This window comes from Devosia sp. A369 (assembly GCF_054489345.1).
In genome coordinates this window covers 137,832-159,820 of record NZ_JBTMWV010000004.1, presented here as the reverse complement: position 1 = coordinate 159,820, position 21,989 = coordinate 137,832, and the positions used below count along the sequence as shown (strand labels likewise).

General features: G+C 65.7%; 20 protein-coding genes. 2 read left to right on the top strand and 18 right to left on the bottom strand.

What is annotated here, in order from left to right:
* Positions 1 to 2 precede the first annotated feature (2 nt).
* From ACX3OZ_RS07440 to ccmI, 6 genes are all read right to left on the bottom strand, one after another.
* Positions 3 to 674, bottom strand: coding sequence for a winged helix-turn-helix domain-containing protein (locus ACX3OZ_RS07440; RefSeq protein WP_459104192.1), 672 nt, complete (start codon positions 672 to 674; stop codon positions 3 to 5).
* A 54-nt stretch (positions 675 to 728) separates the two neighbouring features.
* Positions 729 to 2,279, bottom strand: a complete 1,551-nt coding sequence (locus ACX3OZ_RS07435) for a Do family serine endopeptidase (protein ID WP_459104191.1) — start codon at positions 2,277 to 2,279, stop codon at positions 729 to 731.
* A gap of 140 nt (positions 2,280 to 2,419) precedes the next feature.
* Positions 2,420 to 2,860 (bottom strand): cytochrome c-type biogenesis protein, encoded by a 441-nt coding sequence (locus tag ACX3OZ_RS07430; RefSeq protein WP_459104190.1) that lies wholly within the window; start codon positions 2,858 to 2,860, stop codon positions 2,420 to 2,422.
* Positions 2,857 to 4,830 (bottom strand): heme lyase CcmF/NrfE family subunit, encoded by a 1,974-nt coding sequence (locus tag ACX3OZ_RS07425; RefSeq protein ID WP_459104189.1) that lies wholly within the window; start codon positions 4,828 to 4,830, stop codon positions 2,857 to 2,859. The genes ACX3OZ_RS07430 and ACX3OZ_RS07425 overlap by 4 nt, the downstream gene beginning before the upstream one ends.
* Complete coding sequence (gene ccmE, locus ACX3OZ_RS07420) at positions 4,827 to 5,300, bottom strand: cytochrome c maturation protein CcmE (RefSeq protein ID WP_459096394.1); 474 nt, start codon at positions 5,298 to 5,300, stop codon at positions 4,827 to 4,829. Before ccmE ends, ACX3OZ_RS07425 begins: the two co-directional genes overlap by 4 nt.
* Entirely contained in the window at positions 5,297 to 6,382 is a 1,086-nt protein-coding gene (gene ccmI / locus ACX3OZ_RS07415) for a c-type cytochrome biogenesis protein CcmI (RefSeq protein ID WP_459104188.1), read from the bottom strand. The genes ccmE and ccmI overlap by 4 nt, the downstream gene beginning before the upstream one ends.
* Positions 6,383 to 6,505: 123 nt before the next feature.
* On the opposite strand from ccmI, the gene ACX3OZ_RS07410 reads away from it, so the two are divergent.
* Together ACX3OZ_RS07410 and ACX3OZ_RS07405 are read left to right on the top strand one after the other, a co-directional pair.
* Positions 6,506 to 7,573 carry a hypothetical protein gene (locus ACX3OZ_RS07410; RefSeq protein ID WP_459104187.1) on the top strand — a complete coding sequence of 356 codons (1,068 nt, stop codon included), beginning with the start codon at positions 6,506 to 6,508 and terminating at the stop codon, positions 7,571 to 7,573.
* On the top strand, positions 7,570 to 9,561 hold the full coding sequence (locus ACX3OZ_RS07405; RefSeq protein WP_459104186.1) for an FAD-dependent oxidoreductase: 1,992 nt from the start codon (positions 7,570 to 7,572) through the stop codon (positions 9,559 to 9,561). Before ACX3OZ_RS07410 ends, ACX3OZ_RS07405 begins: the two co-directional genes overlap by 4 nt.
* Before the next feature lie 15 nt (positions 9,562 to 9,576).
* Here the strand turns inward: ACX3OZ_RS07405 and ACX3OZ_RS07400 are convergent, their stop codons facing one another.
* From ACX3OZ_RS07400 to ACX3OZ_RS07345, 12 genes are all read right to left on the bottom strand, one after another.
* A complete protein-coding gene (locus tag ACX3OZ_RS07400) occupies positions 9,577 to 10,806 on the bottom strand; it encodes a hypothetical protein (RefSeq protein ID WP_459104185.1) in 1,230 nt (409 codons plus the stop codon).
* Positions 10,807 to 10,870: 64 nt separating this feature from the next.
* The gene (locus tag ACX3OZ_RS07395) at positions 10,871 to 11,344 is read right to left on the bottom strand and encodes a hypothetical protein (protein WP_459104184.1); all 474 of its coding nucleotides are present in this window, start codon (positions 11,342 to 11,344) and stop codon (positions 10,871 to 10,873) included.
* Between the two features lie 58 nt (positions 11,345 to 11,402).
* Positions 11,403 to 12,779: an ATP-binding protein gene (locus ACX3OZ_RS07390; protein ID WP_459096388.1), complete on the bottom strand. Its 1,377-nt coding sequence runs from the start codon at positions 12,777 to 12,779 to the stop codon at positions 11,403 to 11,405.
* 14 nt (positions 12,780 to 12,793) lie between these two features.
* The gene (locus ACX3OZ_RS07385; protein WP_459096387.1) at positions 12,794 to 13,453 is read right to left on the bottom strand and encodes a response regulator transcription factor; all 660 of its coding nucleotides are present in this window, start codon (positions 13,451 to 13,453) and stop codon (positions 12,794 to 12,796) included.
* Positions 13,454 to 13,478: 25 nt separating this feature from the next.
* Complete coding sequence (locus ACX3OZ_RS07380) at positions 13,479 to 13,757, bottom strand: PepSY domain-containing protein (RefSeq protein ID WP_459104183.1); 279 nt, start codon at positions 13,755 to 13,757, stop codon at positions 13,479 to 13,481.
* A 67-nt stretch (positions 13,758 to 13,824) separates the two neighbouring features.
* Positions 13,825 to 14,019, bottom strand: coding sequence for a type II toxin-antitoxin system HicA family toxin (locus tag ACX3OZ_RS07375; protein WP_459096385.1), 195 nt, complete (start codon positions 14,017 to 14,019; stop codon positions 13,825 to 13,827).
* A 2-nt stretch (positions 14,020 to 14,021) separates the two neighbouring features.
* Complete coding sequence (locus ACX3OZ_RS07370; RefSeq protein ID WP_459096384.1) at positions 14,022 to 14,264, bottom strand: DUF1902 domain-containing protein; 243 nt, start codon at positions 14,262 to 14,264, stop codon at positions 14,022 to 14,024.
* A gap of 66 nt (positions 14,265 to 14,330) precedes the next feature.
* A complete protein-coding gene (locus tag ACX3OZ_RS07365) occupies positions 14,331 to 15,095 on the bottom strand; it encodes a glycoside hydrolase family 108 protein (RefSeq protein ID WP_459104182.1) in 765 nt (254 codons plus the stop codon).
* Positions 15,088 to 19,002 (bottom strand): baseplate multidomain protein megatron, encoded by a 3,915-nt coding sequence (locus ACX3OZ_RS07360; protein ID WP_459104181.1) that lies wholly within the window; start codon positions 19,000 to 19,002, stop codon positions 15,088 to 15,090. The genes ACX3OZ_RS07365 and ACX3OZ_RS07360 overlap by 8 nt, the downstream gene beginning before the upstream one ends.
* The gene (locus tag ACX3OZ_RS07355; RefSeq protein ID WP_459096382.1) at positions 18,980 to 19,402 is read right to left on the bottom strand and encodes a hypothetical protein; all 423 of its coding nucleotides are present in this window, start codon (positions 19,400 to 19,402) and stop codon (positions 18,980 to 18,982) included. The genes ACX3OZ_RS07360 and ACX3OZ_RS07355 overlap by 23 nt, the downstream gene beginning before the upstream one ends.
* Before the next feature lie 325 nt (positions 19,403 to 19,727).
* Positions 19,728 to 20,984: an Hsp70 family protein gene (locus tag ACX3OZ_RS07350; protein ID WP_459096381.1), complete on the bottom strand. Its 1,257-nt coding sequence runs from the start codon at positions 20,982 to 20,984 to the stop codon at positions 19,728 to 19,730.
* 303 nt (positions 20,985 to 21,287) lie between these two features.
* Positions 21,288 to 21,938 (bottom strand): diguanylate cyclase domain-containing protein, encoded by a 651-nt coding sequence (locus ACX3OZ_RS07345; protein WP_459096380.1) that lies wholly within the window; start codon positions 21,936 to 21,938, stop codon positions 21,288 to 21,290.
* Between the last annotated feature and the right edge of the window lie 51 nt (positions 21,939 to 21,989).

The window sequence follows — 21,989 nt, the reverse complement described above, 5'->3', positions numbered from 1 at the left end:
TCCTACTCGCGGATCATGTAGCCGGCGCCGCGCACCGTCTGCAGCAGCGGGCTGGCATGGCCCTTGTCGATCTTGGAGCGCAGCCGCGACATGTGGACGTCAATGACGTTGGTCTGCGGATCGAAGTGATAATCCCAGACATTTTCCAGCAGCATGGTGCGGGTCACCACCTTGCCGGCATGCTTCATCAGATATTCGAGCAGGCGAAATTCGCGCGGCTGCAACAGGATGGTTTCGCCATCGCGTTCGACCTTGCGCGACAGCCGGTCGAGCGTCAGCCCGGCCACTTCATAGCTGGTGGCGGCTTCGGATGGACTGGAGCGGCGGGCCAGCACTTCGACGCGGGCCAGCAGTTCGGTAAAGGCATAGGGCTTGGTGAGATAGTCGTCGCCGCCGGCGCGCAGACCGGTCACCCGGTCATCGACCTCGCCCAGAGCGGAAAGGATCAGCACCGGAGTCTTGTCGCCTTCGGCGCGCAGGGATTCGATGATGGACAGGCCATCGCGGCGTGGCAGCATGCGGTCGACGATCAGCACATCATAATCCATGCCCGAGGCCATGGCGTAACCGGTTTCACCGTCGGCGGCGTGGTGGGCGATGTGCCCGGCCTCATCGAGCGCCTGAATGAGGTAGCTCGCGGCCTCCCGATCATCTTCGATCAGCAATATTTTCACCGCGACGCTCCCCTATAGAATCGACCCCGGGGCGAACCCCGGGGCCATATTGACTTACTCGCTCAGCGGCAGGCCGATAAAGCGATCATTGCCGTCGCGGCTGGCCTTGACCAGGGCGGTATTGCGCCCTTGGGCCTTGACCGCGTCAAGCGCTGCCTCGAATTCCTCGAGCGAACTCACCGGCGTGTTGTTGATTTCAAGAATGGCATCGCCAACGGCAAGGCCCTTCTTGGCAGCTTCCGATTCAGGATCGACATCCTGGATCAGCAGACCGCCCGAACCGTCAGCGTTCGGCACGAGGGTCAGGCCAACGCTCGATTCGGCCGGTACAGGGACTGGCGGCACGGGGGCCTGGCTCTGGTCGGCAGCGGCGGCCTGCTCCTCATTGAGCGTGCCCAGCTTGACCGAAAGCTTGGTCTCGGCGCCATCGCGCCACACGGTCAGCTCAACGGTGGAGTCGGGAGCCTTGCCGGCAATGGTGCGGCTGAGGTCGAGTGCGTCATCAATCGGATCGCCATCAACGGCGGTGACGATGTCGCCCGACTTGAGACCAGCAGGACCGGCAGGGCCGTCTTCAGCGATGTTGCTGACGATGGCGCCCTTGGCTTCGGCAAGGCCAACGCCATCGGCGATGTCGCGCGTGACGTTCTGGATGCCGACGCCGAGGTAACCTCGGGTCACGGTGCCGCTATCGATCAGCTGCGCCACGATGCCTTTGACGGTTGCCGCCGGAATGGCGAAGGCGATGCCGACATTGCCGCCATTGGGCGAATAGATGGCGGTGTTGACGCCAACCACTTCACCCTTGGTGTTGAAGGCCGGGCCACCCGAGTTGCCGGTGTTCACCGCCGCGTCGATCTGCAGGAAATCGCCATAGCTGGAGCCGCCGATATTGCGGCCCGAACCGGAGATGACGCCGACAGTCACGGTACCACCCAGGCCGAAGGGATTGCCCACGGCCACTACCCAGTCGCCGACGCGGCTGGATTCGGTCTCGAAATTGACGAAGGGCAGATCGGTGCCCTCGATCTTGAGCACGGCCAGATCGGTGCGCTCGTCGGTGCCGACGATCTCGGCAACCTGTTCGGTGCCGTCTTCGAACACCACGGTGACCTTGGTCGCGTCGGTGACGACGTGATTATTGGTGACGATATAGCCGTCAGCCGAAATCACGAAGCCGGAACCGGCTGCCATGAACTGGCGCGGTGCCGGAGCATCGCCGCCGCCGCGGCCGCCACGCTGGCCGAACTGATCGCCGAACTGGTCGAAGAAGTCCTGGAACGGATGGCCTTCAGGCAGGTCGGGGAAATTGAAATTGAATTCGCCGCCCCGACCGCCACGCTGCACTACGCGCGGGCTTTCCTGGGCTTCGACGAGGATCGAGACCACGGCGGGCTTCACCGCTTCCACCAGATCGGCAAAGCCGGCATGCGGCTGGGCGGTCGGGGGCACAACGATCTGCGCCGCGTTCTGCAATTGGGCCTGGGCATTCGCCGTCTGGCCGGTGAATACAAAGGCGGTGGATACGCCACCGATACCGACCAGCAGCGCCAGGGCAGAGGCCCCGAGCCATTTTCTGGTACGCTTCATAATGGTCGAGCTCATGTGCGTTATTCTCCTAGGGCAAGCCCTCAACGGCTTATGCCCCTAGATATGGAATACCGCGCCTTTCTGACAGGTTGCGCCAACATTAAACCTTGGCAATGTTGACGGCGGGAATGGGGCGGGGAGAAAGAGCCCGTGCGCTACTTCAGCTCGTCCAGTGCGGCCTGTTCTGCGGCGCTCAGGCCGGACTCGACCGCCCGCTTGCGGCGACCGAGCACGAACAGCGTGCCCAGTCCGCCCAGCAGCAAGACCGGCGCGGCGATCCAGAGCAGGATGGTGTGGCCGCCGAGGCGCGGATTGAGCAGGACATATTCGCCATAGCGGTCGACCAGAAATTGCCGCACCGCCTCGTCGCTATCGCCGGCCACCAGCCGCTCGCGCACCAACACGCGCAAATCCTTGGCCAGATCGGCGTCGCTGTCATCGATCGACTGATTCTGGCAGACGAGGCACCGCAGGCCGGCGGAGATATCGCGGGCGCGTTGTTCCAGCACCGGATCGGGCAAGACTTCGTCCGGGCTGAGCGCGGCGACGGGAGACGCCAGGCACAAGACAAGTAGGAAAGCGCGCAGCCAGATCATTGTGCTGGCTCCGCGACCGGTCGGGCCGCCCGGCGCGGGGCGCCGACGCGCCGCTTGCGGTCGGTCAGCGACAAGAAGCCGGCAAAGGCCATCAGCAGCGTGCCCAGCCAGATCAGGGTGATGTAGGGCTTGTGCCAGACGCGGACGACATGGGTGTCGGCCAGCGGTTCGCCGAGCTGGAGATAGAGCTGGGAGAAGCCATAGGTTTCGATGGCCGCTTCGGTGGTCGGCATGCCGCTGGCGACATAATTGCGCCGGTCGGCCACCATGGTGCGGGTCCCGCCATCTGGCGAGACGATGGTGAAGCGCCCCTCTTCAGCGACATAGTTAGGGCCAGCGACCTGCTGGAAATCATCGAAGGCGATGCTGTAGCCGGAGAGTTCGGCGATCTCGCCCGGATTGAGCGTGGTGACCAGCTCGGTTTCCCAGGCTGTGGTCGCGACGATGCCGAGAACGGTGACGCCAACGCCGAAATGGGCGATGGCGGTCGACCAGGCCGAGCGCGGCAGGCCGATCAGCCGGCGGGCGCTTTCGCTGAGCGGAATGCGCCCGATTTTACCGCGATCAATCAGTTCAGCCACGGCGCCAAACGCCACCCAGAAGCCGAGCAGCAGGCCGATCGGGGCCAGCGAGATCGACACCCCGCCCAGCGCCGAAATCAGAATGGTGGCGAACAGCGCCAGCGCCGCCGCCCCCATCAGACGCTGCGCTGCACCGACGATGTCGGCGCGCTTCCACGCCAGCAGCGGCCCAAACGGCAGCACCAGCAATAGTGGCGCCATCAGCACGCCGAAGGTGAGATCAAAGAAGGGCGCACCGACCGAAATCGTGGTGCCGGTCAGCGCATCGAGCAGCAGCGGATAGAGCGTGCCCACCAGCACCGCGCCAACGGCGGTGGCGAGGAACAGATTGTTGAGGATCAGCGCGCCTTCACGGCTGACCGGCTGGAATAGGCCGCCCTGGCGCAATGCGGCGGCGCGGAAAGCGAACAGGAAGAACGCCCCGCCGATGACCAGCGCCAACAGCGCCAGGATCACCATGCCGCGCGTCGGATCGCTGGCGAAAGTATGCACTGAGGTGAGGATGCCGGAGCGCACCAGGAAGGTGCCGAGCAACGACAGCGAGAAGGTAATGATGGACAGGAAGATCGTCCAGATCTTGAGCGCATTGCGCTTTTCCATCACCAGCGCCGAATGCAGCAGCGCCGTGCCGGCCAGCCAGGGCATGAAGCTGGCATTTTCCACCGGGTCCCAGAACCACCAGCCGCCCCAGCCGAGTTCGTAATAGGCCCAGTAGGAGCCCATGGCGATGCCCAGCGTCAGCAAGGTCCAGCTCAGCATGGTCCAGGGCCGCACCCAGCGCGCCCAGGCTTGATCGATGCGGCCCGAAATCAGCGCGGCGATGGCGAAGGAGAAGCAGATCGAGAAGCCGACATAGCCGGCGTAAAGCAGCGGCGGATGGATGGCGAGGCCGATATCCTGCAGCACCGGATTGAGGTCATTGCCCTGCATCGGCGCGGGAAACACCCGGGCAAAGGGATTGGAGGTGAACAGGGTGAAACCGGCAAACGCCGCCGTCAGCAGGCTTTGCGTGGCCAGCACCAGCGCCAGCAAATCGCTGGGCAGGCGCCGGCCGAAGGCCGCAACCATGGCGCCAAAGGCCACGAGGATGAGGATCCACAGGACCATCGAGCCCTCGTGATTGCCCCAGACCCCGGAGATCTTGAAAATCAGCGGCTTGAGCGAATGGGAATTATTCACCGCCAGCAGCAGGCTGAAATCGGAGGTGACGAAAGCCTGGATCAGCGCCGCGAAGGCCACTGCGACCAGGACAAATTGCAGGATGGCCGCCTGGCTCAGCACCAGCGCAATGCGCTGCCCCGAGCGCCAGAACGCGTAACCGCCAACCATGGAAATAGTGGCGATGGCAAAAGCAAGAATGAGGGCGAAATGGCCGAGTTCGATGCTCACTGCGCCGTCTCCGGCCGCCATTCGCCGCTGGCCTTCAATGCCTCGACGACTTCCTTGGGGACATAATTCTCGTCATGCTTGGCCAGCACATTGGTGGCGGTAAAGCTGCCGTCGGGCCCCAGGCTCCCCTCGGCGACCACGCCCTGCCCCTCGCGGAACAGATCGGGCAGAATGCCGGTGTAGCGGGCGGCCACGTCCTGCGCCCCATCGGTCACCACGAAGTGGTTGTCCTGACCTTCGCGCACCCAGCTGCCATCCTTGACCAGTCCGCCAAGGCGGATCGGCTGACCGGCTGCTACTTCACGGGCGGCGATATCGGATGGCGAATAGAAAAACACAATCTGGTCGCGCAGCGCCACCAGCACCAAGGTCGTCGCCAGCGCCAGCACCAGTGCGAGCCCGGCAATCAGCCCCAGCCGCTTCTGCTTGCGCGACCAGCCCTGCTTGCGAATAGTATTGGGCATGGTCATGGCTGCACTCCATTGAGGGTGAGGCCGGCGCCGAGCGCCAGCGCATCGATGTCGCCCCGGTCGAAGGTCTTGGGATAAGCGGCGACGGCGTCGTCATAGGCGGCCTGGGCCTGTTCCGTGTCACCCAGCACCAGATAGGCCCGCAGCAACTGCGTCCATTCTTCAATGCTGCCGCCCTGCGTGGCAAGGCGATCGGCAAGCCCGCCGACCATCTGGGTGATCATCTCGGTTTCCTGCGCATTGGCCGGGGCAACCCCGCCATTCTGCGCCACGGCCAGCCCCTGCTGCGCCGCTTGCAGCCAGGGCTCATCGCCCTTGGACAGCGCCAGCGCCGCCTGCCACGCGGTGACGGCGGCCGGGAAGTCCTCGGCGCGGGTCAGCTCAGCAGCGATATAGAGACGAGACAGCACATGGTTGGGATCGGCTGCCGCCGCCGCAAGCAGCAATTGCATGGCCTCGGGCGAACCGGCGCCATCGGCATCCAGCATCAGCGCCTCGGCGAGGCTGGTCTGCAGATCGGGGGTCGCGCCGCCCAGTTCGATCATCCGGCGATAGGCCCGCGCCGCATCGGCATAGCGGCCCATATCGAGATAGGCCGGGGCAACCACTGTCCAGCCGCGCAAATCATCCGGATTGGCGGCAAGCTCCGTCTCGATCCGGGCAATGGCCGCGTCGAGATCGAAGCTCTGCTCGACCGCTACCGCGCGACCGGCCAGCGGCTGGCTCGGCAATTGCGGGCTGCCCAGCCAGGCATAGAGGCCCAGTGCCAGCGCGGCGACGCCTACCAGCCCGACCAGCAGCGATGTCCGACCGAAATCCGGCCCGCTGCGGACGACACGCCCGGCCTCGGCTTTGAGTCGGAGGATTTCGCGGGCCAGTTCGCCCCGCGCCGCCTCGGCTTCAGCAGCGCCGAGCTTGCCCGCCGCCACATCGGCGTCGATCCCGGCCAGCACAAGGCGAAAATGACTGTTGGCATCGTCCAATTCGGGGATGCTTACGTTGACCGCACGCCAGCCCGCTGCGTAAAAAAGTGCAGCGCATGCTATGACGGTAACGGCGATGGCAATGAACCAGAAAATCATGGGCCCTGGACGCTTGACGCCGGCTCGCGGCAAGGAAGCCTCATCTATAAGCGCAACGGGGCAAAAAACCATCGAAACACGCATTTGCGAGGCGGACGCATTGCCACAGGCCACCATCGGGGCATGAGTGGGACCCACGCCGACTTTGCCATTATCGGATCGACGCCCCAGGCCCGGCTGGTCGCGGGGCTGCTGGCGTCGGTGCATGGCAAGAGCGTGGTCTTCGCCGGCGAGAGCCAATCGGCCTATCGCCTGCCGCGCGGCATCGACCTCTCGGTCGCGGCGATAACCCGGCCGGAAAGCTGGGCGCTGCTCAAGGCCAGCCTCCCCGAAAGCCTCAAGCTGCTGTCGCGCATTGGCGGGCGCCGCGCCTGGTCGCGCATCGATCCGATCCTGTTCGCCGAAGCGGCCCCCGGCAAGGAGGCGCTAGCTCACTTCCGTCACATGGCGCTCGCCTTCGGCCACGCTGCCGAACGCGTGCCGCCCAGCGCCATCGGCCCCGGCCGCCACGGTGTGCTGCTGCGCGACGCGGTGCTGCTGCATCGGCCGACGCTGGAGGCTGGGCTCGACCAATGGCTTTATCAGCACGGTGTGCGGCGCGTTGTGACGGGCGAAGCCCTGCAACTTCGGGCGGATGGCAGCGCCGCGCTGGTGGGCGGGCATGACCCCATCGAAATCACCCAGACCGTGCTGGCCGACGACCCCGCCATCATCGCCCACCTGCCCATGGCGCAATGGCCGGCATTGCTGGCACGGCAGCTGACCAGCACGATTTTCACTGAGCCCACCCGGCCGATTGCCGCGCCGGTGATGCAGCAGCTCGATACCGGCCTGCTGCTGATGCAGCAGCAGGGCAAGCACGGCATCGCCGCCCTTGGCCCCGGTGCGATCGATCCCTTTGCCACGGCGCTGGGCCTGTTGCTGGGACGCGAGCGGGATTTCCGCCAGGCCGGCCAATCGAGCTACGAAACCATCGTCACCAGTGATGCGGCACCGGCCGTCGGCCGTGTTGGCGGTAGCGGCCCGGATGTGCTGGCCGGGTTCGGCCCTAGCGGCGCGTTCCTTGCCCCGGCCATTGCCCGCTGGCTTTGCGGCACGGCCAACGCAGCGGAAAATGCCTGGCTCGGCGCCCGCCTGGTCGGCCGCGACGCCACCGCCGCAACAGTGACCGAATGCGGGGTCGGCGCATGACGGATCAGCCCCATCGGCTTGGCACCGACACCAATCATCTCCTACAGGGCAGCGCCATCGATCGCACGCAGCCGCTGCAGTTTCGCCTCAACGGGCGCAGCATTGCCGGGTTTGCCGGCGATACGGTGCTCAGCGCCCTGCTCGCCGCCGGCATCGACACGATTGGCCGCCGCGACCATGCACCGCTCGCCCTGTCAGCACGCCATGCGCCGACCATCAGTTTCGCCGCGCTGGCCGGTGATCAGCAGCGTGCCCTGCCGATGGAGCGGACCCCGGCTACCGACGGCGCCGACTATGTCACCACCGCCCGTCAACTGAGGCGCAATCCCCTCGCGCGCCTGCTGCGCCGTCGTGGGCGGACATTGGGGCTGGACCTCGATCGGCCCGATGCGCTGGCCCATCCATGGTCTGGTCAATCCGGTGAGCCCGGACCCATTGCCGATCTGGTGGTGGTTGGCGGCGGCGTTGCCGGCATGGCAACGGCGCTGGCCGCCGCCAAACGCGGCCTGCGCGTCGTGCTGGTCGAAGCCGCGCCGCAGCTCGGCGGCAAATCGCGTCTGTTCGGCACCCAGGATGGCGAAGAGACCCCGGACCAGACCATCGCCCGGCAGCGCGCTGCCATCAGCCAGACCGACGCGATCACCGCGCTGACCAGCGCCGAAGTGTTTGCCCTGCGGCCCGGCGTGGTGCGGCTGCATCAGGTGGACATGCGCGACGGCCTGCCGAGCGGCCGGGTCATCGACATCGCCGCGCCGCGCATCGTGCTGGCTACCGGGGCGCTGGAGCGCCTGCCGCTGTTTCCCGGCAATCGGCTGCCCGGTGTGGTCGGCGCATTGGAAGCGTTTGAGCTGGCACAGCTCTATGGTGTGTGGCCCGGCCGCTCGGTCCTGATTGCCACCAGCAGCAGTCCCGCCTATCGGCTGGCCATGCTGGCCACCGACGCTGGCGTCACCGTGCCGCGCATCGTCGATTCCCGCCCCCGCCCGCAATCGCGTTTCATCGAATTCGCCAAGGCCTATGGCATCACCCAGGCGGCTGGCACCATCGTGGCAACGGCCGCACCGGCCGCCAAAGGCACAGGCCTTGTCATCGCCCCGCAACTGGCACTGGACGCGTTTACCCGCACGGAGCCAGAATTGAGCGTTGACCGACTGGTGGTCTGTGGCGGTTGGCAGCCGGACCTGACGCTGTGGCACATGGCGGGCGGCGAAAGCGCCTGGGACGCTGGTCACGCCAGCCTGCAACCGCGCCAGGGCCCAGCGGGCATCGCGCTCGCCGGCAGTGCCGCCGGCTGGCTCAGCCGCCGCGCCTGCCTAGCCAGCGGCGGCGATGCGGTCGATGCCCTGCTCGAGCGCGAGCGCCTCCCGGTTGAGGATGTGCTGATCGATCCCATCTATGAAACGCCTGATGCGCCCGCTGCCATTGGCGCAGTGCCCGACGAGATGGCGCAGCCGGTTTTCCTCGATGCCGGCCGGCGCTATATCGAGCGCCCCCGCAGCATCGTCTCGCGGCGGCCCACCTGGCTCCCCTTTGCGCCGAAACCCGCCGGCTGGTCGCTGGCCGACACGCCGCAGCCGCTCGATATCGCCGATATCGCCGCTGGCGTGCAGCTCGGCGCCATTCCTGCGGCCAGCGCTGGCATCGTAGCGCAGGAGCGCGTCGCCATGGTGGTGATCACCGGCGACGACGCCGAGCCCCGATGCGGCCCGGCCATCCCCCTGCCCCTGCCGCCCAGCTTCCTCACCGGCCGCCACGCCGAGGCCCAGCTGTTTGTCATCGCTCCCGATGAGGCGCGGCTGCTCGAAGTGGGCGCACTGATCTACGCCAATGCTGACGAGACCGACCCACTCAGCGCCATCGGCGTCGTGGTCCGCATCATCGGTGACAAAACCATCGCTCTAGTGCGGGGATCGGCCGGACAACACGCCAGCCTACGTGAACCCGGCCGCGCCATCGCTATAAAGTTGATTGAGAATTTTCGTGGGTAAGATGTTGGGGGAGCGTTAACTCCGCCGCTCAGCGGCCACCCGGGCCCGGCGCAGCGTGTCGGCATATTCGGGATTGAACCGTATTTCGGCCATCTTGATGCCGGCATCGAGCCGTGCGCCGATCACCGGATCATTCGGATGCTGCCGTATCAGGTCGAGATTGCGCTGGAGGTGGACTTCCAGCGCCTGCCCGACCTGGCTCCAGGCCTGTTCAAACACGGCATTCAGCGCCAGCGAATCCCGGCATTCGCGCACCGTTGCCAGCAGATAGACGCCATTAATGGCCGCCAAAATCCGGTCATCATCGAGCCGGTCGCTGCCTTCGCGGCCCCGGCGCATGGCCTGATTGAGATCGGCGACGACATCGCGCAAACGCGGCTCGATCCGGTCGGAAACCTGCTTGGTCACCGCCGACAGCACCGTCGCCCAGCGGCTGCCGCGGGCGACTTCGATATAGCCGGTCAGCGAGCGCACCAGCCGGTGAAAGCGGTCGAGGCTGCGGCATACCAGATCAATATCGGCAAATGGCCCCATCGGCTGGAGCACATGCAACTGGTTCTGCGCCTGCGCCAGAATGGCGTCGACCACCGGGCTGAAACCCAGCCGGATCACGGCCGCTTCGGTGGCGTTGCCCGACAGCTTGATGATGGTGGTGATGAGCCGGGTGGGATTGGCGATCTGGCCGACCGCTGCGTGGAACAGCAGAGCCGCCAGCGGCGGGTCCTGCAACGGCATGGATTGCAAGGCGGTGCCCAGCGCGCCGTCCTCGGCGATAGTGTTGACGGCCTTGCCAAAGGCGCGCGCCTTGATCAGCAGAGCGCGGCTACGCAGCGCCAGGATCATGACCGGCAGGGCATCGCGGGCTTCGCTGCTGCCCAAAGTGGCGCGCAGGCGACGATCTTTTTCCGGATCGGCGGTAGCAATAGCCAGCCCGTTGCGCATCCGCGTCAGTACCTCGGGCATGACAGCCTCGAGGTCCGCTGCCGAGAAACTACCCGCGGCCACAGCCGCTTCAGGGATCAGATCGGGGCAGAGGTCGCGGGTGACCCAGGTCCAGCCCGCATCAGCATGGGAACGGGCGACCGAGCCGGCAAAAGAAAACGGCACGGGCTCCTCGACCAGCACCGGATCGATGATGCCGGCAAACGGCCGTGCCGCCGCACGGACGCCGCGGCGGGTTGCGGCGGAGGCCGTCGGTTCACTCTGATTGGCAGCTTGGGACATTAACGCAGTGGGTTTGGACAAGTCTTCGGTCCAAACCTAACCTGCGTTGGTAAACAATCCTTATCTGCAGCAACGGCTATTGCGGTCAGGCGGCGCCCTGCACCACTGCCCAATTGCCGTTCTGCTCGCGGCAGGCGGTGCCCTTTTTCACATAGTCCTGGCCGCCGGCCTTGACCGTGTGGGTAAAGTCCCGGCAATCGAGATTGTTGACGCGGACATAGGGGCCGACCGCGACAGTGCCTGTGGTGCCCTTGTCGCCGGCCCACTGGCGCGGCGCGCCGGGGCGGCCGAACTGCAGCGCATAGAACTGCGCGCTATTGGCTTCCGCCGAATCCTTGGGCGTCATCACCCGCAAGGCGGCCGCATCGACAAAGCCATTGGCCACGCTGGTGGTCAGCAGGGCCTGCTGCGTGGTCTGCGCCGGCGTCGCCACCAGCGGCTGGGTGATCACCGGAGTCGCCACCACGGGCGCCTGCGCCACCTGGGTCGGACCAGTGCTGGAACAAGCAGCCAGGGTCAGGGCAAGCAGCGGCGTAGCAAGAAGGGCGATACGGTTCATATTGTGCAATCTCGTGGTCGTTGAAAAGCTCATGTTGTCGTAATGCGGCGAAAGTGCGTCAGGTTGCATTGGGCCGCGCCAAGTTGCCGAGCCGCGCCGTGGGCAGGCGCAATTCCGCCGATAGCCCGCCCAGCGCTGAACGCTTCAAGGCCAGGCTGCCGCCATACACATCTACCAGTTCCTTGACGATATCGAGCCCCAAGCCGGTGCCGGGCGTTTTCTCGTCCAGCCTGACACCGCGGCGCAACACTTTGTCGGCGTCTTCGTCGGTCAGCCCCGGCCCGTTATCGTCGATGCGGATCAACAGCATGGTGCCGATCTCGCCCCGCTCGCTGGACAATCGCACCTCCACCTGCCCGCCGGACCATTTGCAGGCATTATCGAGCAGATTGCCCGCCATTTCCTCCAGATCCGCCTCATCGCCGCGGAACCAGGGCAAAGCGACATCGGGCTGCTGGAAGGCGACATTGACCTCGGGATGGATCTTGCCCATCACCCGCGTCAGCCGCTGCAGGATCAGGCTCGCGTCGGATTTTTTGCCCACCACCGAGGTACGGGCCGCCAGCCGCGCCCGCTCGAGATAGGTGGACACCATGGTGCTCATCTTCTCGCTCTCGGACAGCACCACGCCGGCCAGCGCGCCCTTTTTGCTCGCGGCCTCATTGCGCAGCACGGCTATGGGCGTCTTGAGCCCATGCGCCAGATTGCCGACCTGATTGCGCGCCCGCTCGATGATCTGCGCATTGGAGCGCAGCAATTCGTTGACCTCTTCGGCCAGTGGAGCAATTTCGCGGGGATAGGTGCCGGTCAAAGCGACGCTTTCGCCTTCGCGCACGCTCTCGATGGCGGCACTCAAGCGGGCGATGGGCCGCATGGCGAAACGGGCGACAATGCCGCTCATGATGGCCAGCATCACCCCCACCGCGCCCAGCACGACGAAGGCCTGGCCGCGAAACTCACCGACCTGCTCCAGAATTTCGCTGAGATTGCCGGAAACCACGATCTGGTAGGTGGTCGGTGCCAGCGTCACCGCCCGCTCCACGACGCGGAGCCTGGTGCCGAAAGCGTCGTCCATGATGCCGGTGCGGCGGCCCCGGCCATCGCCGGCACTGGTCAATGGCGGCAGATCGATGCCGACCACCGAGGTTGACAGATTATACAGCGTGCCATCGGCATCGCGGATCGCCCAATACCAGCCCGAGCGCGGACGGTCGAAGCGCGGATCGCTCAGCACGATCTCGTCGCTCAGCGGATCGCCTGTTTCCAGCAAGGCGCCGGCGAGGCTTTCGACATGGAAATCCAGCGTCTGCGCCAGCGAGTTGTCGAGCGCCCGCGAATAGAGATCGGTCAGCAGAAAGCCGGTCGCCACCAGCGCCAGCACCAGCCAGCCGGCGGAAAGCCAGAACAGCGACGCGGCGATGGAGCCCTTACGCACTCGCTGCGACCGCCCTAATCTTCCGCGATCTGATAGCCCAGCCCGCGTACGGTCTGGATACAGTCGTCCGGCAGCTTCTTACGCAGGCGGCCGACAAACACCTCGATGGTGTTGCTGTCGCGGTCGAAATCCTGATCGTAGAGATGCTCGGTCAGTTCCGTGCGCGAAATCACTTTGCCCTTGTGATGCATCAGATAGCTCAGCAGGCGCAGTTCGTGGCTGGTCAGTTTCACCGACTGGCCATCGACCGTCACCTTGCCCGAGCGCGCATCAAGCCGCACCGCCCCGGCAACAATTTCATTGGAGGCCAGCCCCGCCGCGCGCCGTACCAGAGCGCGGATACGAGCCAGCACTTCTTCCATGTGGAAGGGCTTGGCGACATAATCGTCGGCGCCGGCGTCGATGCCCTGCACCTTGTCGCTCCAGCGGTCGCGCGCCGTCAGCAGCAGCACCGGCGTGGTCTTGCCGGCGCGCCGCCACTCTTCGAGCACCGACAGCCCGTCCATTTGCGGCAAGCCGATATCGAGCACTATGGCGTCATAGGGTTCGGTATCGCCGAGAAAGTGGCCTTCCTCGCCATCGAACGCCACGTCGACCGCATAGCCGGCATCCGTCAGCGCGTCCTTGAGCTGTCGATTGAGATTGGTGTCGTCTTCGACCACGAGAATACGCATGCTGGCCCCTTGGCTGCGCTGTCGGTTACTGCGCGCTCAGAACCAGGTTCTGTGCGTCCCCATCGGGGCTCAGTACGCCAATAACATAGACGAGCCTGCCGCCTTCGTCACATACCTGAACCGAGAGGATGTCGGCATTGCCATCGACGCCGGCCGAGGCCAGCACCGCATCGAGCGACATGATCTGACCAGAGGACACCGCATCCTGAATCTCGCGCTTGTCGAGGCAGGCCTGCGCATAGGCCGATCCCGTCGCGGCCAGCCCCAAGGCCAGCGCCACGGCGATCGGGGCAAGGGATTTCATGATCAAGGTTTTCATGAGAGCAACCTAGAGCGACGTTGCTGAATGGGACATGAATGAGGCAAAGCGGTCAAAAACCCTTCGGAAGCCCGGCCTGCTTCAGCGTTTCGTTCGCCGTATGCCGCGACTTGGTGCCGGAGTCGATGGTGAAGTATCGTTTCGTCACCGGGCTATACCAGATCTCATGATCACCGCGCCCCTGCCTGACAAAATAACATCCGGCGGCGATGAGCAGGGCTTTCAACTCACGCAGAAAGCCCGCCACGGCTAGTAGGAAGGGTTGGGCAGGCGCGAAAACTGCTCAGCCAGCAGATGCACCGGGATTTCGGCCAGCTCGGAGTCGATGCCGTTGAGTTCGATCAGATCAGTGATCGCGGCAAGGACCTTGACGTTAAGTGCTTCAATCGTGTCGGCCTCAACGCTGAGACCGTCGATATCCGTGCTGGACGCGACCCACACCAGAGCCTCGCTGTCCCATTGAGCTCGAACAACAATCGACGCGTGCTTCACTTCAGCCCCTTTAAAATGGCGTACCCGCAATATCGGGTACGCGGAGCTGTGATGCAAGGCGGGTCCTCACGCCCGCCCGATATCGCCCTTCAATCCCTTGCGCAGGAACAGTACCGCCAGCGCTTCCATGATCAGATGCCCGGCCGAGGCGCCGTCGAGCGCCGGCAGGTCGATGCCCACCATCTGCGCCAACCCGGCCAGCAGCATGAATGCGGCGACGATGTAGGTCTTGTAGCCGTTGAGAAAGTCCATGATGTCACTCCAGTTGAGAGGTTTGACGGCCGGGTTTGCCGTACCAGCCATGCCCATCGCGGTCCGGCGAACCGACGCGACGCGCGCGGTCCAGCCCTTGCCGAACACGGCGAAACTCGTCAGCCGATTGAGAAAACCGAGCCGCCGGTCGCACAGCGCGCCGATCAGCACACCGACCCCCTTGCGCCTGCCATAGGCCCCAACCGCCGCCAGCGTCAGCGGCCCGATCTGACCATCGGCGACCACACCCAGCTCAGTTTGCAGCATACGGATGGCCCGATCCGGCCCGGAATTGACGGCGAAATCGAACAGCGCCAGATCAGGCCCCGGCGGCAGTTGGTCGGCCCGGCAACGATCCCAGTAACTGGCGCGATAAATCCGCGCCGCTTCAGGGCGCTGCAAATCCTTCACCGCGCTTTTGGGCAGCTCCCACCACGGCGACACCTGGCGCCAGCGCGCCAGCGTCTTGTGGGTGATGCCCAGATTGGTTGCCCCACCGGGGTCGGCAGGATGGTCGGCATAGCCGCCCTCGTGCCGCAGCACCTCGTCGAGGCAAATATCGAACCGGATTCTAGCCATGAAACTCTCCCCTTGCGACATGACCAGCGCCCAGCACCGGGCTGAGCTGGCTCACCGTGAAGGCGAACGCCGCCGGCGTCACGCCGAAATCCGTCACCTGATCGGCAGCGGTGTACACGGCCGTCGGCGCCGTCACGTCGAGCGTCCGCAGCGCCGTCGCCCCGTCAAAAATCACCATTTGACAGCGCTCGGGTACCGGCTCCATCGGGCTTTCCGCCACGCCCCAGCCGTCGCCATCGCCCCGACTGCGCCGCACCCAGTCGAGGGCAATATCGCTACCCCCATTCCGCCGCGCCCGCAGATGCACCGGCGACAGTGGCAAAGCCGGCGCCACGCCGGTTACCAGCGAAAGCGCCACACCCTCAATATCCGCTCCACCGGCATAGACGCGAAAGCCGCGCGCCTCGCCCAGCCAGCCCGGCTCCACCGGCAAGGCCAGCGTCCGCGCATCCAGCAGCATCACCCGCCGCCCCGGCGATACCATGCCGATGGCCGGTCCGGTCCCCTCCAGCCCGCGCAGTAACTGCCGCAGCCGATAGCGCCCCGCCGCCACCAGTTCGGCCTCGGCAAAGCCCAAAACCTCCCAGTCGCCCGCGTCAGTTTCCACCGCCAGCCGATTGCTGCCCGCCAGCACCGCCAACTTTTCCGCCGAAGCCAGATGGCCCGCCACCAGGCTCACCTCAAACCCGTCGCCCACGTCCCATACCGCAGCCGGACCCGGCCGCAGCGCACTCACCACGCTGCCAAGCACAGCCCGCCGCCCCAGCTCCGCCAGTGTCGCGCCAGTCACGTCATCGACCAGTTGCACGCTGCCCGGCCAGGGCTGCGCATAAGTGCCCACCACCAGCCGCGACCGGGCAAAATCGCCCGGTAGTGGCGGCAGATGCGCCAGCGTCACCACCGGCAGCGACCGCACCATCGGCCCGCCACCCGCTGCCAGCGGCCGATCAATCCCGGTCGCCACCGCATGGCCCGCCGGCAGGCTGCGCGCCGTCACCCGCCGCGCCAGCCCGTCACGAATTTCGGCAATTTCGAACGGCCCCTCCGCCTGACCCTCGATCTCCACCAGATCGCCCGGCTCCAGCTCCAACGCCGCCGGTGGCAGGCTGAAATCCAGCGTTTCGCGCCTTGCATTCCGCCCATCGAGCAGCCGTTCGGCCGCCAGCCGCGCGCCCGAGCCGTCCAGCGTCAGCGCCGTGCTCTCGCCCACCAACGGGCCATCCGCATGGCTCAGCGCCGTCACCGTGCCGGTCAGATAGTCCCGCTCACGGTCGAGATAGCTCAGCGCCAGCCGTCCCGGCGCCTCCGCCGGATCGACCCGCCGCCGTGTCAGCGTCGCCGCCTCCCCCGCCGCCAGCCCATCCGCCGCCAGCGTCACCGCCGTACCGCGCCGCGCCATACCCAGATGCAGCCCAGCCACCCGATTGCGCAGGCTCAGCCCCGTTGCCCCCAGCAGCGGTTCCAGCGCCTCCCGCGCCGTCGTCGCACTGCCCAGGACCAATCCGCTGGCGAAAGGCGCCGCCGGCTCGGCGCTCAGCGCCACGCCATGATCGGTCGCAATCGCCACCGCCAATTCGTCACTCGCCAGCCCGCCCAACCGCCCGGTCAGCCAGTGCCCATTGCGATGGTTCGGCCCATCGGCCCACACTGCCGTGAGCGCCGGAAATGCCGGATAGGGCCGCGCGTCCCAGGTCCAGTGATAGATGCGGCTCACATCCACCATGCCCGGCGGATTGTTCTGGGGATCGCGCCACCACGCCTGATGCGCCCGCAACACCTGCCGCTGGATCAGCGGGTCAGGCGTGCCGCTCGAAAAATACGGACGCCCACCTTCGGCGCTTTTGGGGTCGCCAAAAATATTGGGCTGGTTGGCCCCCTTATCGACGGCCCCGCAGCCGAGTTCGGTGAAGATGACCGGCTTGCTGCCCGGCACCCACGCCGTCGGGCTCGCCTGCCGCACCCCACCGGGCCGGTTGTGATGCGCCCGGCTCCACCAGCTGCGAATATCCTTGTAGCGCCACACCCACGGCTCGCCATAAGCGCCGTCGCTGATCGGGCTGCGCGCCTGTGCCTGCCGGTCGGCATCGCTGGCATAATACCAGTCAAACCCTTCGCCGCCCGCCACATTGCCGGCCAGATAATCAAGGTCGTAGCCGCTCGCCGACAGCCCGGCATCCGCATGGCCCTGCCCATCGCGCCAATCGGCCAGCGGCATGTAATTGTCGATCCCCACCGCATCGATATGCGGCGAGGCCCAGAGCGGATCGAGATGGAAAAACTTCTCCCCACCGCCCGGCTGATAGCCCGAATATTCGCTCCAATCGGCGGCATAGGTCAGCACCATGCCCGCCCCGACAATGGCCCGCACCTCGCCCGCCAGCCCCACCAGCGCCGTCACGAACGGAAAGCTGTTGCCCGCCCCGCGCACATTCGTCAGCCCGACCATTTCCGAGCCGATGATCAGCGTATCGACCCCACTCGCCTTGGCCACCTCGGCATAATGCAGCACCATCTGCCGATAGCCCGGCACAAAACCCGCCACCTGCGCCGCTGCTGCCGCCGTTTGATCCGGCGATCCCGCCCGCCCCGGCGCCGGATGACAGGTGATGCGCCCACGCCAGGGATAAGCCGCCTGCTCGGCCCCGCCATACGGGTCCGGCAGTCCATTGCCGCCCGGTACATCCATCATCACCAGCGGGTAGAGCGTCACCTTGAGCCCGCGCGACTTGAGATCGGCAATCGCCGCCAGCACTGACGCGTCCGATGGCGTGCCGCCATAAGCCGCCCCGCCGCCATGCTGCGACACCACCGTCACATTTCCGCGCCCCAGCCCCATCACGCTCCACGGCGCGCCCAGCACATCGCGCTCCGCCGCCTCGACACGCGGCCCGATGGCGCAGTGCCCGCAGCGCAGATCATCACCGAACCAGGCCACCACCAGCGCCACATGTTCAAGGTTCGGGCACAGCGCCACCAGCTCATCGATCGACGCAGTCCAGTCGCTCACACTCGCCGACACATGGGTATTTTCACCCACGGTCTGCCCCGGCCCCACCAGCCGCACGCGCGGACTGGGGTCATAGCCAAATTCAGTCGCCCCCGGGATCACCGTCACCGCCCGAATATTGGGCTCGAGCTCCCCCACCACCCGGCACAATTCCACCGATAGCTGCGGTATCCGGTTACCAAACCGGTTGAGGGGCAATTGCTCGACCACCAAATAACACAGCCCGCGATAGGCCGGCGCTTCGCCCTGCGTCGCCTCGATCAGCCCATCGGGCAACTGGTCCTCCGTGCCGCGATAAAACCGCAGCGTCAGTCCCTCGGTATCGAGCAACTGCCCGTCGGCCCAGATCCGCCCCAGCCGCCGCACTTCGCCCTCGCAAAATGCCACGGCAAAGCTGGCGCCGACCACATCCTCCTGTTGCTGGCCCATCCCCTTGGCCCCGGCATTGTCGCCCGCCAATAGCTCCAGCTCGTCACACCAGGCGGCGGCAAATTGCGGCCCGCGAAACCGATCCGGATCGGAGGCCGACATCAAAGTCGCCTCCACCCCATTGGGCCAGATCAACTGCTGGCCCTTCAACAAAGGCCGCTCATCCACATCGCAGACGGCAAAAATCCCGCTCTCGCCCCGCACCATGATGGCGAGCGCTTCACTCATGGTTTCGCCCACCAGCGCGATGGGCGAAATCTTCTGCGCTGCCAGCCCGCGCACCCATTCGGCGCCGGTGCGGGTCTTGCCGCAGCCCCGCCCACCGAGAAACAGCCAGGTCGTCCAGTCGCCCTCGGGCTCTTTCTGCTGCTCATAGGCCCAGCGGTTCCAGTCGTAGAACATGTCCACCACTGCTGCCTCGGACAGGGCCTCGACCTGGGTCTTCCCGTCAGCGGCGCTTATATTGATCAATGCGCTTGGCCAGCTTGTCGCGCAGATCGCGCATGTCGCGCTTCTGCGGCACCATTTCTGCCTTCACCTCATTGCCGGCCATGCTGGCCATCTTGTCGAAATTCTTGATCAGTTCCGTCAATTGCTGTGCCTCCTTGTCGCCCAATGTGTCGCCGCTGGCATTGCCCAGCTTGGTCACCTGCTTTTCCAGCACGGCGAACAGCCGCGCCATCGTCGAATCCTTCCGCTTGGCCAGGCTCGCCTGCCGCGAAATCCAACGCTCCTTGCGGCAGCGATATTCCAGCGCGCCCTTGGTGATGCCGAAGCGCAGGCAGATCTGCACCAGCGTTTCAATACTCTGCTCATAGGCACGCCGAATCTCCACCCAGTCGCGGGTGTCGGCAGATTTTAACGCTGTCATGAAAGGCCCCGGCTCGTCTGTGGGTCGGTGGCTTGCCACCACCTGACCCAATTTCCCGACCATGCCTGAACTATACCCCATCACCGTGACGCGGGGATAAGATGGATAAGTTTTTTGGTGGACGACCATAGATCGTCACCCCACCACCGCCCGTCACCCTCGGGCTTGGAAGGGATGATCCCGCAATCGTCCCCAACGCCGCCACACCCCCGATGTCATCCCGGCCTTGAGCCGGGACCCATCTTGAGATGGAGTCACCCGCGCGATCTCAGGATGGGCCCCGGCTTTCGCCGGGGTGACACCGTGTTTGGGGCGAGATTTTCCCTCACCCAAACTTCCGCTTCGCATCCAACGCCAGCCCGAGCCCCACGCTCCCCAGCACATCGGTCCGCACCAGCTCCGCCTCTGGAAACAGCGCCCGCAACCGCCCGGCAATCGCCGGCACCTGCGTCGAGCCCCCCGTCAAAATCAAACTGTCGATATCCCCCGCCGTCACCCCTGCCCGCGTCAGCGCTTCCCCAATCGTCGCCTCGATCCGCCCCACCGCCAGCCGCAGCGCCTCGGTCAAATCCGCGATGCTCATTGCCGTCTCGATCCGCCGGTCCCGCACCGGAAACACAAATTCCGTCGCATCCGCATCCGACAGCGCAATCTTGGCCGCTTCCACCGCGCCGACCAGCCGATGCCCCAGTCGATCCTCGATCAGCTCCATCATCAGCTCCACCCGCCCCGGCGCCTGCGCCTCGCGCTTGGTGCCGCGCAAATCGCGCAGGGTCTGCGCCGTATAGAGCCGGTTGATCCGGTGCCAGGTCGACAAATCATAATACGGCGCCACCGGCAGATGCCGCTTGCCGTCCAGCGTGCGCGTGCCCAGCCCCAGCTCCGGCATCACCTTGGCCATCGACAGCAGCCGGTCAAAGTCCGTCCCGCCGACATGCACACCCGCCGTCGCCAGAATATCGCCGCCGCGCTCCGCCGCACGGGCCCGCTCCGGCGACACCCGCACCACCGAAAAATCCGACGTACCACCACCCAGATCGACAATCAGCGCCAGCCTCTCGCTCGTCACCTGCCGCTCATAGTCCAGCGCGGCGGCAATCGGCTCGAACTGAAAATCGATGTGGCGAAACCCCTGCGCCCGCACCGCGCCTTCCAGCTGATCCTGCGCGGCCCGGTCCGCTACCGTATCATCATCGACAAAATGCACCGGCCGGCCGCAGACCACGCTATCCACCACGCCGCCCAATTCGGTCTCGGCCCGGCGCTTCATCTCGGCGATGAACATGCCCAAAATCTCGACAAAGCCATAGCTGCGCGCCTTGACCCGCGTGGTGTCCCCGATCAGCGCCGTGCCCAGCACGCTTTTGAGCGAGCGCATCAGCCGCCCATCGGCGCCGCTGACATATTCCGCCACCGCCTGCCGGCCGAAATGGACGGTGTCATCCTCAAAGCCGAAAAAGATCACGCTGGGCAGCGTCTGCCGGCCATCCTCCAGCGCCAGCAATTGCGGCACGCCGGCGTCATCGAGCCGGGCAAAGGTGGAATTGGACGTGCCAAAGTCGAGGCCGCAAACAAGGGTCATGGCATGCCATCCATAATGGGGACCGCGCCCAACGGCGCGCAAAGGACGGCTGTCTTAGTGGGTCAGGGGAAGACTGGCAACAGGCGGCGGCCTCCGCCGCCCCGGCCGTCTGTGTTCAGACCTCGCCCCACCCACCGGCCCTCCCCTCGCCCCTTGTGGGAGAGGGACAGGATTTCTGCGTTCAGCAGAAATCCAGGGTGAGGGGTCCTGCGCCCGCCCATGCATAGATGCTTGTGGAAACGCCCCCTCATCCGCCCCTTCGGGGCACCTTCTCCCACAAGGGGAGAAGGAAGGGGTGGGTGCCTAAGCCGCCTTGCGCCGCTTCTGCGTCGGGCGCAAATCGACGCCTTCGATCCGGCTCATGCCCTTGCGCTGCGCCTTTTTCAGCGCTTCGGCGGCGGCTTCGAAAAACTTGCGGTCGTAATGACCCTCTGGATTGATCACCGCCAGCCCCTGGCTGATGGTGACGATACCGGCATGACTTTCCTTATGCGCCAGCGACAGTGCCTTCACTGCATCGGCGATCTTGGCGGCGGTAGCCCGCGCCATCAGCACCGGCAGGTCCGGCAGCACGATGACAAAGCTGCTCCGCCCCATCCGCAAACAGGTGTCGGTCTCGCGCGGCAGCGTCGCCTTGATCGCCCCCAGCACCGAGAGCAGGCAATCATCGGTCACGGCGCGGCCATAGGCGGTAAAATAATCGGCGAAGCGATCGACCTCGATCACCAGCAGGCTCATCGAGACATTGCGACCCGCCGCCAACCGCCAGCCCAGCGCCAGTTCCTCGTCGATCCGCGCACCCAGCCGGGGCTTCATGCCGATGGAGCGGGCAATTGCCGCCTGCCCATAAGCCGGCACTCGCTCCTGTCGCACAGGACGCATCGCCCCCAGCGCCACGCGCACGCGGGCCCAGAAATGTTCACTTGAGTCTTTGGCAGTCGCGATATCGGTCATGTTGCCGCCTATCCTGGGCTCACGCACCGCCCGATCTGGCCACAACATGGT

Excerpts from the sequence above, each read along its gene's own strand:
- ACX3OZ_RS07345 (WP_459096380.1), bottom strand. The coding sequence starts at position 21,938 with ATGACCGATATCGCGACTGCCAAAGACTCAAGTGAACATTTCTGGGCC.
- ACX3OZ_RS07405 (WP_459104186.1), top strand. The coding sequence starts at position 7,570 with ATGACGGATCAGCCCCATCGGCTTGGCACCGACACCAATCATCTCCTA.
- ACX3OZ_RS07355 (WP_459096382.1), bottom strand. The coding sequence starts at position 19,402 with ATGACAGCGTTAAAATCTGCCGACACCCGCGACTGGGTGGAGATTCGG.
- ACX3OZ_RS07350 (WP_459096381.1), bottom strand. The coding sequence starts at position 20,984 with ATGACCCTTGTTTGCGGCCTCGACTTTGGCACGTCCAATTCCACCTTT.
- ACX3OZ_RS07380 (WP_459104183.1), bottom strand. The coding sequence starts at position 13,757 with ATGAAATCCCTTGCCCCGATCGCCGTGGCGCTGGCCTTGGGGCTGGCC.
- ACX3OZ_RS07365 (WP_459104182.1), bottom strand. The coding sequence starts at position 15,095 with ATGGCTAGAATCCGGTTCGATATTTGCCTCGACGAGGTGCTGCGGCAC.
- ACX3OZ_RS07395 (WP_459104184.1), bottom strand. The coding sequence starts at position 11,344 with ATGAACCGTATCGCCCTTCTTGCTACGCCGCTGCTTGCCCTGACCCTG.
- ACX3OZ_RS07435 (WP_459104191.1), bottom strand. The coding sequence starts at position 2,279 with ATGAGCTCGACCATTATGAAGCGTACCAGAAAATGGCTCGGGGCCTCT.
- ACX3OZ_RS07385 (WP_459096387.1), bottom strand. The coding sequence starts at position 13,453 with ATGCGTATTCTCGTGGTCGAAGACGACACCAATCTCAATCGACAGCTC.
- ACX3OZ_RS07410 (WP_459104187.1), top strand. The coding sequence starts at position 6,506 with ATGAGTGGGACCCACGCCGACTTTGCCATTATCGGATCGACGCCCCAG.
- ccmI (WP_459104188.1), bottom strand. The coding sequence starts at position 6,382 with ATGATTTTCTGGTTCATTGCCATCGCCGTTACCGTCATAGCATGCGCT.
- ACX3OZ_RS07430 (WP_459104190.1), bottom strand. The coding sequence starts at position 2,860 with ATGATCTGGCTGCGCGCTTTCCTACTTGTCTTGTGCCTGGCGTCTCCC.
- ccmE (WP_459096394.1), bottom strand. The coding sequence starts at position 5,300 with ATGACCATGCCCAATACTATTCGCAAGCAGGGCTGGTCGCGCAAGCAG.